This window comes from Streptococcus oralis, assembly GCF_001983955.1.
GTDB lineage: Bacteria > Bacillota > Bacilli > Lactobacillales > Streptococcaceae > Streptococcus > Streptococcus jiangnanensis.
Genome location: NZ_CP019562.1, coordinates 1917222 through 1930576, shown reverse-complemented (window position 1 = coordinate 1930576; position 13355 = coordinate 1917222). Strand labels below are relative to the sequence as shown.

Sequence of the window (13355 nt, the reverse complement as noted above, 5' to 3'; positions counted from 1 at the left end):
TAGAATGTGCTCAAGTAAAACGAAAGGCGAACTTTAAAATGTCAAAACAACTGATCTATTCGGGAAAAGCTAAGGATATCTATACAACTGAGGATGAAAATCTCATTATTTCAACTTACAAGGACCAGGCAACTGCTTTTAACGGTGTCAAGAAGGAGCAGATTGCGGGCAAGGGAGTGTTAAATAATCAGATTTCATCTTTTATTTTTGAGAAATTAAATGCGGCTGGTGTAGCGACTCATTTTGTGGAGAAGCTTTCGGATACGGAACAACTCAATAAAAAGGTTGAGATTATTCCTTTGGAAGTTGTGCTCCGCAACTACACGGCTGGTTCCTTTTCAAAACGTTTTGGCGTCGAAGAAGGTATTGCATTTGAGACTCCAATTGTCGAATTTTACTATAAAAATGATGATTTGGATGATCCCTTTATCAATGACGAGCATGTGAAATTCCTTAAAATTGCGGATGACCAGCAGATTGCCTACTTGAAAGAAGAAACCCGTCGTATCAATGAGCTCTTGAAAGCTTGGTTTGCTGAGATTGGCCTTAAATTGATTGACTTTAAGTTAGAGTTTGGTTTTGACAAGGATGGCAAGATTATCTTGGCAGACGAGTTTTCACCAGATAACTGCCGTTTGTGGGATGCAGATGGCAACCACATGGATAAGGATGTTTTCCGTAGAGGACTAGGTGAATTGACTGACGTTTACGAGATTGTTTGGGAGAAATTGCAGGCTTTGAAATAAGCTGTTATTAACGGAAAACCTTCGTCTTTCAGATGTAAGGACTCAGGCTGTAAAGGTCCCCCAGACCTTTACACTCCATCGGGGTCTAGGTGAACTGACAGACGTTTACGAGATTGTCTGGGAAAAGTTGCAGGAATTGAAATAATCTGTTTGCAAGACTCTCAAGTTCGTTTGGGAATATTGCAAGAGCTGAAATAAAGGAATAAGAATTGATGAATAAACGTATTTTTGTTGAAAAAAAGGCTGATTTTCAGGTCAAGTCAGAGAGTTTGGTAAGAGAGCTCCAGCACAACTTGGGACTGTCAACCTTAAAAAGTATTCGCATTGTACAGGTTTATGATGTCTTTGATTTGGCAGAGGACTTGTTTGCACCTGCAGAGAAGCACATCTTCTCTGAGCAGGTGACGGATCATGTCTTGGACGAAGCGGCCGTGCAAGCGGATCTTGCCAACTATGCTTTCTTTGCCATTGAAAGCCTGCCTGGTCAATTTGACCAGCGTGCAGCTTCTTCACAGGAAGCCTTGCTTTTACTGGGAAGTTCAAGTGATGTAACAGTCAACACAGCCCAGCTTTACTTGGTCAATAAGGATATTGATGCGACTGAGTTGGAAGCAGTCAAGAACTACTTGCTCAACCCAGTTGATTCTCGTTTCAAGGACATCACGACGGGGATTGCCAAGCAGGAATTTTCAGAGTCGGACAAGACTATTCCAAAATTGACTTTCTTTGAAAACTATACGGCAGAAGACTTTGCTCGCTACAAGGCTGAGCAAGGGATGGCCATGGAAGTGGATGATTTGCTCTTTATTCAAGATTATTTCAAGTCAATCGGGCGCGTGCCGACGGAAACAGAGCTCAAGGTTTTGGATACTTATTGGTCTGACCACTGCCGTCACACGACTTTTGAGACCGAGTTGAAACAGATTGACTTCTCAGCTTCTAAATTCCAAAAGCAATTGCAGGCGACTTATGACAAGTATATTGCCATGCGTGATGAGTTAGGTCGTTCTGAAAAACCACAAACCTTGATGGATATGGCGACTATTTTTGGTCGTTATGAGCGTGCTAATGGTCGTTTGGACGATATGGAAGTGTCTGACGAAATCAATGCCTGCTCAGTAGAAATCGAAGTGGACGTTGATGGTATCAAGGAACCATGGCTCCTAATGTTCAAGAATGAAACTCACAATCACCCAACGGAAATTGAGCCATTTGGTGGAGCGGCAACTTGTATCGGTGGCGCTATTCGTGACCCATTGTCAGGCCGTTCTTATGTTTACCAAGCCATGCGTATCTCAGGTGCTGGTGACATTACAGCGCCGATTTCAGAAACGCGCGCTGGGAAATTGCCTCAACAAGTCATTTCGAAGACAGCGGCTCATGGTTATTCTTCGTATGGGAACCAAATTGGTCTGGCGACGACTTACGTTCGTGAATACTTCCACCCAGGTTTTGTAGCCAAACGCATGGAGCTAGGTGCCGTTGTCGGAGCGGCTCCTAAGGAAAATGTTGTCCGTGAAAAACCGGAAGCCGGCGATGTGATTATCTTGCTCGGTGGTAAGACTGGACGTGATGGTGTCGGTGGTGCAACGGGATCTTCTAAGGTTCAAACAGTTGAGTCTGTAGAGACTGCTGGAGCTGAGGTTCAAAAAGGGAATGCCATCGAAGAGCGCAAGATCCAACGCCTTTTCCGTAATGGCGATGTCACTCGTCTTATCAAGAAATCCAACGACTTTGGAGCAGGTGGTGTCTGTGTGGCTATCGGTGAATTGGCAGATGGTCTTGAAATCGACCTCAACAAGGTTCCTCTTAAATACCAAGGATTGAATGGTACAGAAATTGCTATCTCTGAATCACAAGAACGGATGGCAGTTGTGGTGCGTCCTGAGGACGTAGATGCCTTCGTTGCGGAATGTAACAAAGAAAATATTGACGCTGTTGTGGTTGCGACAGTGACTGAAAAACCAAATCTAGTCATGCACTGGAATGGTGAAACCATCGTCGACTTGGAACGTCGTTTCCTTGATACAAACGGTGTGCGCGTAGTCGTTGATGCCAAGGTGGTGGACAAGGATGTCAAGCTTCCAGAAGAACGCGCAACAAGCACTAACACACTTGAAGCAGATACCCTTGCGGTTCTATCTGATCTCAACCATGCGAGTCAAAAAGGCTTGCAGACCATCTTTGACTGTTCGGTCGGTCGTTCAACGGTCAATCACCCACTTGGTGGTCGCTACCAACTCACACCAACTGAGGCTTCTGTGCAGAAATTACCAGTTCAGCACGGTGTGACCCATACTGCGTCAGTCATGGCTCAAGGATTCAACCCATATGTTGCAGAATGGTCTCCCTATCACGGTGCTGCCTATGCGGTTATCGAAGCGACTGCTCGTTTGGTGGCTGCTGGTGCAAACTGGTCTAAGGCTCGTTTCTCTTACCAAGAGTATTTTGAGCGTATGGATAAACAAGCAGAGCGTTTTGGTCAGCCAGTAGCTGCTCTCCTAGGATCTATCGAAGCACAAATTCAACTTGGCTTACCATCTATCGGTGGTAAGGATTCCATGTCTGGTACCTTTGAAGAATTGACAGTACCACCAACCTTGGTTGCCTTTGGGGTGACGACGACAGATAGCCGTAAGGTGCTCTCTCCTGAGTTCAAGACTGCTGGTGAAAACATCTACTACATCCCAGGTCAAGCCCTCTCTGCAGAGATTGATTTTGACTTGATTAAGTCTAACTTTGCTCAATTTGAAGCCATCCAAGCTGATCACAAAGTAACATCTGCATCAGCTGTCAAATATGGCGGTGTCCTTGAAAGCTTGGCTCTTGCTACCTTTGGGAACCATATCGGTGCAGAGGTGAACTTGCCTGAACTTGAAACAGCCTTGACAGCTCAATTGGGTGGATTTGTCTTCACATCTCCTCAAGAAATCGCTGGAGTAGAGAAGATTGGACAAACAAGCGCAGACTTTACACTCCTTGTCAACGGTGTGAAGCTAGATGGACACAGACTTGACAGTGCCTTCCAAGGAAAATTAGAAGAAGTTTACCCTACTGAATTTGCACAAGCTAAAGAATTGGAAGAAGTGCCAGCTGTCGCTTCTAACGCAGTCATCAAAGCCAAGGAAACTATTGAAAAACCTGTGGTTTACATTCCAGTCTTCCCAGGAACCAACTCAGAATATGACTCAGCTAAAGCCTTCGAAAAAGAAGGTGCAGAGGTTAACTTGGTGCCATTTGTGACCTTGAATGAAGAAGCTATTGTCAAGTCAGTTGAAACCATGGTTGACAATATCGGCAAGGCAAACATTCTCTTCTTTGCAGGCGGATTCTCCGCTGCGGATGAACCGGATGGGTCAGCTAAGTTTATTGTCAATATCCTTCTTAATGAAAAAGTGCGTGCAGCGATTGATAGCTTTATCGCTCGTGGTGGCTTGATTATCGGTATCTGTAATGGATTCCAAGCCCTCGTCAAATCAGGTCTTCTTCCATATGGTAACTTTGAAGATGCAAGTAGCACTAGTCCAACCCTCTTCTACAATGATGCCAACCAGCACGTAGCTAAGATGGTAGAAACGCGAATTGCCAATACCAACTCACCATGGTTGGCTGGTGTGCAAGTGGGCGATATCCACGCTATTCCTGTTTCGCACGGTGAAGGGAAGTTTGTCGTGACAGCTGAGGAATTTGCGGAGCTCCGTGACAATGGTCAAATCTTTAGCCAATACGTTGACTTTGAAGGCAAACCAAGTATGGACTCTAAGTACAATCCGAATGGTTCTGTAAATGCCATCGAAGGAATTACCAGCAAGAACGGCCAAATCATCGGTAAAATGGGACACTCAGAACGTTATGAAGAAGGTCTTTTCCAAAATATTCCAGGGAATAAAGACCAGCACCTGTTTGCGTCGGCTGTACGTTATTTCACAGGGAAATAAAAGGTATAAAAAATGACATACGAAGTAAAATCTCTTAATGAAGAATGTGGTGTTTTCGGTATCTGGGGACATCCAGACGCTGCTAAATTGACCTATTTTGGTCTCCACAGTCTTCAGCACCGTGGTCAGGAGGGGGCAGGAATCCTCTCCAATGATCAGGGACAATTGAAGCGTCATCGTGATATGGGGCTTTTATCAGAAGTGTTCAGAAATCCAGCTAATTTGGATAAACTAACTGGAACGAGCGCGATTGGGCATGTGCGTTATGCGACGGCTGGCGAAGCTTCTGTTGATAACATCCAGCCCTTCCTCTTTCGCTTTCATGATATGCAGTTTGGACTTGCTCACAATGGAAACTTGACCAATGCAGAATCGCTCAAGAAAGAATTGGAACAAAGAGGAGCAATTTTCAGTTCAACTTCGGACTCGGAAATCTTGGCCCACCTCATTCGTCGGAGTCACAATCCCAACTTGATGGGCAAAATCAAAGAGGCGCTCAGCCTTGTCAAAGGTGGATTTGCTTATATCCTGCTGTTTGAGGACAAGTTGATTGCGGCTCTTGATCCTAATGGTTTTCGTCCACTTTCTATTGGGAAAATGGCAAACGGAGCGGTGGTCGTTTCGTCAGAAACCTGTGCTTTTGAAGTCATTGGTGCCGAGTGGATTCGTGATGTGAAACCAGGGGAAATTGTGATTGTGGATGACAATGGGATTCAGTATGATAGCTATACGAATGATACCCAGTTGGCGATTTGCTCTATGGAGTATATCTATTTTGCCCGTCCTGACTCTAATATCCATGGTGTTAATGTCCATACAGCTCGCAAACGTATGGGGGCTCAATTAGCGCGTGAGTTCAAGCACGAAGCAGATATTGTGGTCGGTGTGCCAAATTCCTCACTCAGCGCAGCTATGGGATTTGCAGAAGAATCTGGTCTGCCAAATGAAATGGGACTGATCAAAAACCAATACACGCAGCGTACCTTTATCCAACCAACTCAAGAATTGCGAGAGCAAGGAGTGCGGATGAAACTGTCTGCTGTTTCAGGCGTTGTCAAAGGCAAACGTGTGGTGATGATTGATGATTCCATTGTTCGTGGGACAACCTCTCGCCGTATCGTTCAGCTTTTGAAAGAAGCAGGTGCGTCTGAGGTTCACGTTGCCATTGGTAGTCCAGCGCTGGCTTATCCATGCTTCTACGGGATTGATATCCAGACGCGTCAGGAGCTGATTGCGGCCAATCATACAGTCGAAGAAACTCGTCAAATAATTGGTGCGGATAGCCTGACCTATCTTTCGATTGATGGCTTGATTGATTCGATTGGTATTGAAACAGATGCGCCGAATGGAGGTCTCTGTGTCGCTTACTTTGACGGCGATTATCCAACACCTCTTTATGACTATGAGGAAGACTATCGTAGAAGTTTGGAAGAAAAGACCAGTTTTTACAAATAGGCGGATGAAGGCTCTCCATTAAAGGAAAGGAAGAGGAAAAAAGATGACAAATAAAAATGCTTATGCGCCACGTCTCGCTACTGACTAAAAGCTAAAGCATTTGTCAGTAGACGCTTTGTCTTATGGGACCAAAGCTAGAGCCCTGACTAGTATTTTTAGATAAAATAATTGTTTATCTAAAAATACGTCGCAATCTTCTCAAAGAAAAGGAAAAATAAAATGGCAAATAAAAATGCGTATGCCCAGTCGGGTGTAGATGTTGAAGCGGGTTATGAAGTTGTTGAACGGATCAAAAAGCACGTGGCTCGTACGGAGCGTGCGGGTGTTATGGGAGCTCTTGGTGGCTTTGGTGGCATGTTTGACCTTTCAAAAACAGGTGTCAAAGAGCCAGTCTTGATTTCGGGGACAGATGGTGTCGGGACCAAGCTCATGTTGGCCATCAAGTATGATAAGCATGATACGATTGGGCAAGACTGTGTGGCCATGTGTGTCAACGATATTATCGCTGCAGGTGCGGAGCCCCTCTATTTCCTCGACTATGTCGCAACTGGTAAAAATGAACCAGCTAAACTAGAACAAGTCGTTGCTGGTGTGGCAGAAGGCTGTGTGCAGGCAGGCGCAGCCCTCATCGGTGGGGAAACGGCTGAAATGCCTGGTATGTATGGCGAAGATGACTACGATCTGGCTGGTTTTGCAGTCGGTGTGGCTGAAAAATCTCAAATCATTGACGGTTCAAAAGTGGCAGAAGGTGATGTTCTTCTCGGACTTGCGTCAAGTGGGATTCACTCGAATGGTTACTCACTCGTGCGCCGTGTTTTTGCCGACTACACGGGTGAGGAAGTCTTGCCAGAATTGGAAGGCAAGAAACTCAAGGAAGTCCTTCTTGAGCCGACTCGTATCTATGTCAAGGCTGTCTTGCCACTCATCAAGGAAGAGTTGGTCAACGGTATTGCCCACATCACAGGTGGTGGCTTTATCGAGAATGTCCCTCGTATGTTTGCGGCTGACCTAGCTGCGGAAATTGAAGAAGACAAGGTTCCAGTCCTTCCTATTTTCAAAGCTCTTGAAAAATACGGTGAAATCAAGCATGAAGAAATGTTTGAAATCTTCAATATGGGTGTGGGACTCATGCTGGCAGTTAGCCCTGAAAATGTAGGTCGCGTCAAGGAATTGCTGGATGAACCAGTCTATGAAATTGGTCGCATCGTCAAGAAAGAAAACGAAAGTGTCATCATCAAATGAAAAAAATAGCGGTTTTTGCCTCTGGTAATGGCTCAAATTTTCAGGTGATTGCTGAAGAATTTCCGGTGGAGTTTGTCTTTTCAGACCATCGTGACGCCTATGTGCTAGAGCGTGCAGAAAAGCTCGGCGTCCTGTCCTATGCTTTTGAACTCAAGGAGTTTGAGAACAAGGCGGACTACGAAGCAGCCCTTGTCGAACTCTTGGAAGAACACCAGATTGACTTGGTTTGCCTCGCCGGCTACATGAAAATCGTTGGGCCAACTTTGCTCGTTGCTTACGAGGGTCGGATCATTAACATTCATCCAGCCTACCTACCAGAATTTCCAGGAGCTCATGGGATTGAGGACGCTTGGAAAGCTGATGTCGCTGAGAGTGGTGTCACCATTCACTGGGTGGATTCGGGTGTGGATACAGGCGAGGTCATCAAACAAGTACGCGTACCACGACTAGCTAATGATACCATCGAAAGCTTTGAAGCTCGCATTCATGAGGCAGAGTACAAGTTGTATCCAGAGGTGTTGGATAGCTTGGGAGTGGAGAGAAGGTAAGAGGTAAATCAAGTTTTGATTGCGCAATCTTGCTAGGAGAAAAAATGATTGAACTGAAATTGGTAGATGAGAGCAGTTTTCAGGCAGTGCTGGATTTGAAAATATCAGAAGCTGATGAACGAGCACGTTTCGTAGCTCCAAATGTGCGCTCTTTAGCTGATGCATGGCTCTACCGGAAAAACGAAGATGTGTTTCCGATGGCAATCTATTGGGATAAGCAAGTGGTTGGCTTTCTCCTGCTAGAAATAGACAAGGATGAAGCGGAATACTTTATCTGGCGGATAATGATTGGTCAGCAGTACCAAGGAAGAGGTTATGGTCGAAAAGCCTTGGAAGTTCTAATCAAAGAGGCCCAGATGGATAGAGCTTGCAGTCATATTACCGCAGATTATGTGGTTGGAAATGAAAAAATGAAGCACCTGTTGACTAGTCTGAGTTTTCAGGAAACAGGATTTATAGAAGAAAATAACGAAGTCGCTATGCGCTTGGATCTAAAGAAAGAGGAATAGAATGACGAAAAAGGCCTTAATCAGCGTCTCAGACAAAGCGGGCATTGTTGAATTTGCCCAAGAACTTAAAAAACTCGGTTGGGAGATTATCTCGACAGGTGGGACAAAGGTTGCCCTTGACAATGCTGGGGTGGAGACCATTGCAATTGATGATGTGACGGGCTTCCCAGAAATGATGGATGGCCGTGTCAAGACCCTTCACCCAAATATCCATGGTGGGCTCCTCGCTCGTCGTGATCTCGATAGCCACCTTGAGGCGGCTAAGGACAATCAAATTGAACTTATCGACCTTGTAGTGGTCAATCTCTATCCTTTCAAGGAAACGATTCTCAAACCAGATGTGACCTACGCTGACGCAGTTGAAAACATCGATATTGGTGGGCCATCCATGCTTCGTTCAGCGGCGAAAAATCATGCCAGCGTAACGGTTGTGGTAGACCCTGCTGACTATGCAGTGGTGCTTGACGAATTGGCAGCAAATGGTGAAACGACTTATGAAACTCGTCAACGTTTGGCAGCCAAGGTTTTCCGTCATACAGCGGCTTATGATGCTTTGATTGCAGAATACTTCACAGCTCAAGTAGGTGAAGCAAAGCCTGAAAAGCTCACTTTGACCTATGACCTCAAGCAAGCCATGCGTTACGGTGAAAACCCTCAACAAGATGCAGACTTTTACCAAAAAGCTTTGCCGACTGACTATTCGATTGCATCCGCCAAACAACTGAACGGAAAAGAATTGTCCTTCAACAATATCCGTGATGCGGATGCTGCTATCCGTATCATCCGTGACTTCAAAGACCGTCCAACCGTTGTGGCTCTCAAACACATGAACCCATGTGGAATCGGTCAGGCTGATGACATCGAGACTGCTTGGGACTACGCTTATGAGTCTGACCCAGTGTCTATCTTTGGTGGTATCGTTGTTCTTAACCGTGAGGTGGATGCTGCGACAGCTGAGAAGATGCATGGTGTATTCCTCGAGATCATCATTGCACCAAGCTATACGGATGAAGCGCTAGCTATTTTGACCAATAAAAAGAAAAACTTGCGTATCCTTGCCTTGCCATTTGACGCTCAAGAGGCTAGTGAAGTGGAAGCAGAATACACAGGCGTGGTCGGTGGGCTTCTGGTGCAAAACCAAGACGTGGTAAAAGAAAGCCCAGCTGATTGGCAAGTCGTTACCAAACGCCAACCAACAGAAACTGAAGCGACTGCCCTTGAGTTCGCTTGGAAAGCTATCAAGTACGTCAAATCAAACGGTATCATCGTAACCAACGACCATATGACACTCGGTGTTGGCCCAGGGCAAACCAACCGAGTGGCTTCTGTTCGCATCGCCATTGATCAAGCTAAAGACCGTCTTGATGGTGCTGTTCTTGCTTCAGATGCCTTCTTCCCATTTGCGGATAACGTGGAAGAAATCGCCAAAGCAGGTATCAAAGCCATCATCCAACCAGGTGGATCTGTCCGTGACCAAGAATCTATCGAAGCAGCGGATAAATACGGCTTGACTATGGTCTTCACAGGCGTGAGACATTTTAGACATTAAGAAGCAAAAGGGAAGAAAACAGTTTCTTTCCTTTTTTGGTTTAAAATGCTAAGTGAAACAAGATTAAAACGAACGTTTATGGTATAATATTAGTAAATAATTCGCAAAAGAGGTTGAGAAATGAAACTGCTTGTTGTCGGTTCGGGTGGTCGTGAACATGCCATTGCTAAGAAGTTGCTTGAGTCAAAAGAGGTTGAAAAGGTCTTTGTAGCTCCTGGAAATGACGGGATGACTCTGGATGGTTTGGAGTTAGTAAACATCTCTATTTCCGAACATTCTAAATTGATTGAGTTTGCAAAAGCCAACGATATTGCTTGGTCCTTTATCGGGCCAGATGATGCCCTTGCTGCTGGGATTGTGGATGAGTTCAATGCAGCTGGTCTCAAAGCCTTTGGTCCGACAAGATTGGCGGCGGAGCTGGAGTGGTCCAAGGATTTTGCCAAGGAAATCATGGTCAAATACGGCGTTCCGACAGCAGCCTATGGCACATTCTCGGACTTTGAGGAAGCCAAGGCCTATATCGAAAAGCAGGGGGCACCTATCGTCGTCAAGGCGGATGGCTTGGCGCTTGGGAAAGGTGTCGTCGTTGCGGAGACGGTTGAGCAAGCGGTCGAAGCCGCTCACGAGATGCTCTTGGACAATAAATTTGGTGACTCTGGTGCGCGTGTGGTTATCGAGGAATTTCTCGACGGGGAGGAGTTCTCTCTCTTTGCCTTTGTCAATGAGGACAAGTTCTACATCATGCCGACGGCTCAGGACCACAAACGTGCTTACAATGGCGACAAGGGGCCTAACACAGGCGGTATGGGAGCTTATGCGCCAGTTCCACACTTGCCACAGAGCGTGATTGATACGGCGGTTGACACCATTGTCAAACCAGTCCTTGAAGGGATGATCAAAGAAGGCCGTCCGTATCTTGGTGTCCTCTACGCGGGGCTTATTTTGACAGCTGACGGTCCGAAGGTTATCGAGTTTAACGCTCGATTTGGAGATCCCGAAACTCAGATTATCTTGCCTCGTTTGACATCTGATTTTGCACAAAATATCACGGATATTCTCGATGACAAGGAGCCGAACATCACATGGACGGACAAGGGCGTGACTCTGGGTGTGGTTGTCGCATCCAAGGGCTACCCGCTAGATTATGCAAAGGGAGTCAAGTTGCCAGCCAAAACTGATGGCGACATCATCACCTACTATGCAGGGGCTAAGTTTGCGGAAAATAGCAGAGCATTGCTGTCAAATGGCGGTCGAGTATACATGCTGGTCACCACAGCAGATACCGTCAAAGAAGCCCAAGAAACCATCTACCAAGAACTCTCCCAACAAAAAACAGAAGGCCTCTTCTACCGAACAGATATCGGAAGCAAGGCTATAAAAGATTAACAGATACTAAATTTGTCAATGGCGAGCCAAAGCGAGCCAAAGTAAGATAATGGTCGCCGTGGTGAAAAGACCAGAATTGTTACTGTTCTGGTCGGGGGAAAATTTGAGACTTAGGCTCAAATTTTAGGAATGAAACCGAAGGTTTGCTTCCGTCCCCACCATCTAAGACCATTATCGAAAAGAAAAATAAAAACTCACAAAATACGTTAATGGTCGTTTGATTTGCGAGCGTTAGCAAGCTAATATAGAGCAATCACCGCCGTTGTGAAAGAACGATTGGCTTATAAGCCAATCGTTCAGGGAAATCGGAAGACCTTGGGCTTCCGATTTAGGCATGAAACACCTTTGGTGGCTGCTGCCGTCCCTCACAACTTAAGGAGATTGAAAAAAGAAAGGAAAGAAAAGGAATATTATGACTAAACAAGTAATTTCCATCATCATGGGCTCCAAATCCGACTGGGCAACTATGCAAAAAACCGCCGAAGTCCTTGACCGCTTCGGTGTAGCTTACGAAAAGAAAGTTGTCTCTGCCCACCGTACTCCAGACCTCATGTTCAGACATGCGGAGGAAGCTCGTAGCCGTGGTATCAAGGTCATTATCGCAGGTGCAGGTGGCGCAGCCCATTTGCCAGGAATGGTCGCAGCCAAAACAACTCTTCCTGTCATCGGGGTACCTGTCAAGTCGCGCGCTCTTAGTGGCGTGGACTCGCTTTACTCTATCGTACAGATGCCGGGTGGCGTGCCTGTTGCGACGATGGCTATCGGTGAAGCAGGAGCGACAAATGCAGCCCTCTTTGCCCTCCGTCTCCTTTCAGTAGAAGATCAGGCTATCGCAATAGCGTTAGCAGATTATGCAGAAGAGCAAGGAAAAATCGCAGAGGAGTCTACCAATGAGCTCATCTAAAACAATCGGAATTATCGGTGGCGGTCAGCTGGGGCAGATGATGGCCATTTCTGCTATCTACATGGGGCACAAGGTCATCGCGCTGGATCCTGCTGCGGATTGTCCAGCCTCTCGTGTGGCGGAGATCATCGTGGCTCCTTATAACGATGTGGATGCCCTCCGTCAGTTGGCTGAGCGTTGCGATGTCCTGACCTATGAGTTTGAAAATGTCGATGCTGACGGTCTGGATGCTGTTATCAAGGGTGGACAACTCCCTCAAGGGACAGACCTACTCCGTATTTCTCAAAATCGGATTTTTGAAAAGGATTTTTTGTCAAATAAGGCTCAAGTAACGGTGGCACCCTACAAGGTTGTGACTTCAAGCCAAGACTTGGCAGACATCGACCTATCGAAAAACTATGTCCTCAAGACTGCGACAGGTGGATACGATGGGCATGGACAAAAGGTCATTCGCTCAGAAGCAGACTTGGAAGAAGCCCGTGCACTAGCCGACTCAGCAGACTGTGTCTTGGAAGAATTCGTCAACTTTGACCTTGAAATTTCTGTCATCGTGTCTGGTAACGGCAAGGACGTTACGGTTTTCCCAGTTCAGGAAAATATCCATCGTAACAACATCCTATCTAAAACAATTGTGCCTGCTCGCATTTCAGCTAGTCTAGCTGACAAAGCAAAAGCCATGGCAGTGCGAATCGCAGAACAGCTCAACTTGTCTGGAACACTTTGCGTGGAAATGTTTGCGACAGCTGATGATATTATTGTCAACGAAATCGCCCCACGGCCACACAATTCAGGCCACTACTCGATTGAAGCCTGTGACTTCTCTCAGTTTGATACCCATATTCTCGGTGTTCTCGGGGCCCCATTGCCAGCTATCAAACTGCATGCGCCTGCTGTTATGCTCAACGTACTCGGCCAGCACGTCGAGGCTGCTGAGAAATATGTCACAGAAAATCCAAGCGCCCACCTCCACATGTATGGTAAAATAGAAGCGAAACACAACCGCAAGATGGGACACGTGACTTTGTTTAGTGATGCGTCGGATAGTGTGGATGAGTTTGGAGAAGGGATTGAATTTTAG

Annotated in this window: 10 protein-coding genes and 1 pseudogene; all 11 read left to right on the top strand. The window is 46.1% G+C overall.

Features of this window, described 5'->3' with window-relative positions:
* Positions 1 to 38 precede the first annotated feature (38 nt).
* The 11 genes and pseudogenes from purC (at position 39) to purK (ending at position 13355) form a co-directional block, all read left to right on the top strand.
* Positions 39 to 746 (top strand): phosphoribosylaminoimidazolesuccinocarboxamide synthase, encoded by a 708-nt coding sequence (purC, locus tag BWR56_RS09615; RefSeq protein WP_139658205.1) that lies wholly within the window; start codon positions 39 to 41, stop codon positions 744 to 746.
* Between the two features lie 212 nt (positions 747 to 958).
* Positions 959 to 4684: a phosphoribosylformylglycinamidine synthase gene (locus BWR56_RS09605; protein WP_076984870.1), complete on the top strand. Its 3726-nt coding sequence runs from the start codon at positions 959 to 961 to the stop codon at positions 4682 to 4684.
* A 12-nt stretch (positions 4685 to 4696) separates the two neighbouring features.
* Complete coding sequence (gene purF / locus BWR56_RS09600; protein ID WP_049479237.1) at positions 4697 to 6139, top strand: amidophosphoribosyltransferase; 1443 nt, start codon at positions 4697 to 4699, stop codon at positions 6137 to 6139.
* A 219-nt stretch (positions 6140 to 6358) separates the two neighbouring features.
* Entirely contained in the window at positions 6359 to 7381 is a 1023-nt protein-coding gene (gene purM / locus BWR56_RS09595) for a phosphoribosylformylglycinamidine cyclo-ligase (RefSeq protein WP_049479236.1), read from the top strand.
* Positions 7378 to 7929 (top strand): phosphoribosylglycinamide formyltransferase, encoded by a 552-nt coding sequence (gene purN / locus BWR56_RS09590; protein ID WP_076984869.1) that lies wholly within the window; start codon positions 7378 to 7380, stop codon positions 7927 to 7929. Before purM ends, purN begins: the two co-directional genes overlap by 4 nt.
* A gap of 44 nt (positions 7930 to 7973) precedes the next feature.
* Positions 7974 to 8438 (top strand): GNAT family N-acetyltransferase, encoded by a 465-nt coding sequence (locus BWR56_RS09585; protein WP_071852009.1) that lies wholly within the window; start codon positions 7974 to 7976, stop codon positions 8436 to 8438.
* A gap of 1 nt (position 8439) precedes the next feature.
* A complete protein-coding gene (gene purH / locus BWR56_RS09580) occupies positions 8440 to 9987 on the top strand; it encodes a bifunctional phosphoribosylaminoimidazolecarboxamide formyltransferase/IMP cyclohydrolase (RefSeq protein ID WP_049506269.1) in 1548 nt (515 codons plus the stop codon).
* A 120-nt stretch (positions 9988 to 10107) separates the two neighbouring features.
* Positions 10108 to 11373, top strand: coding sequence for a phosphoribosylamine--glycine ligase (gene purD / locus BWR56_RS09575; RefSeq protein ID WP_071852007.1), 1266 nt, complete (start codon positions 10108 to 10110; stop codon positions 11371 to 11373).
* Positions 11374 to 11637: 264 nt separating this feature from the next.
* A pseudogene (locus BWR56_RS10080) lies at positions 11638 to 11751 on the top strand (phosphoribosylaminoimidazole carboxylase); the annotation flags it as partial.
* Positions 11752 to 11785: 34 nt separating this feature from the next.
* Positions 11786 to 12277, top strand: a complete 492-nt coding sequence (gene purE / locus BWR56_RS09560) for a 5-(carboxyamino)imidazole ribonucleotide mutase (RefSeq protein ID WP_049506266.1) — start codon at positions 11786 to 11788, stop codon at positions 12275 to 12277.
* Positions 12264 to 13355, top strand: coding sequence for a 5-(carboxyamino)imidazole ribonucleotide synthase (gene purK / locus BWR56_RS09555; protein WP_049506264.1), 1092 nt, complete (start codon positions 12264 to 12266; stop codon positions 13353 to 13355). Before purE ends, purK begins: the two co-directional genes overlap by 14 nt.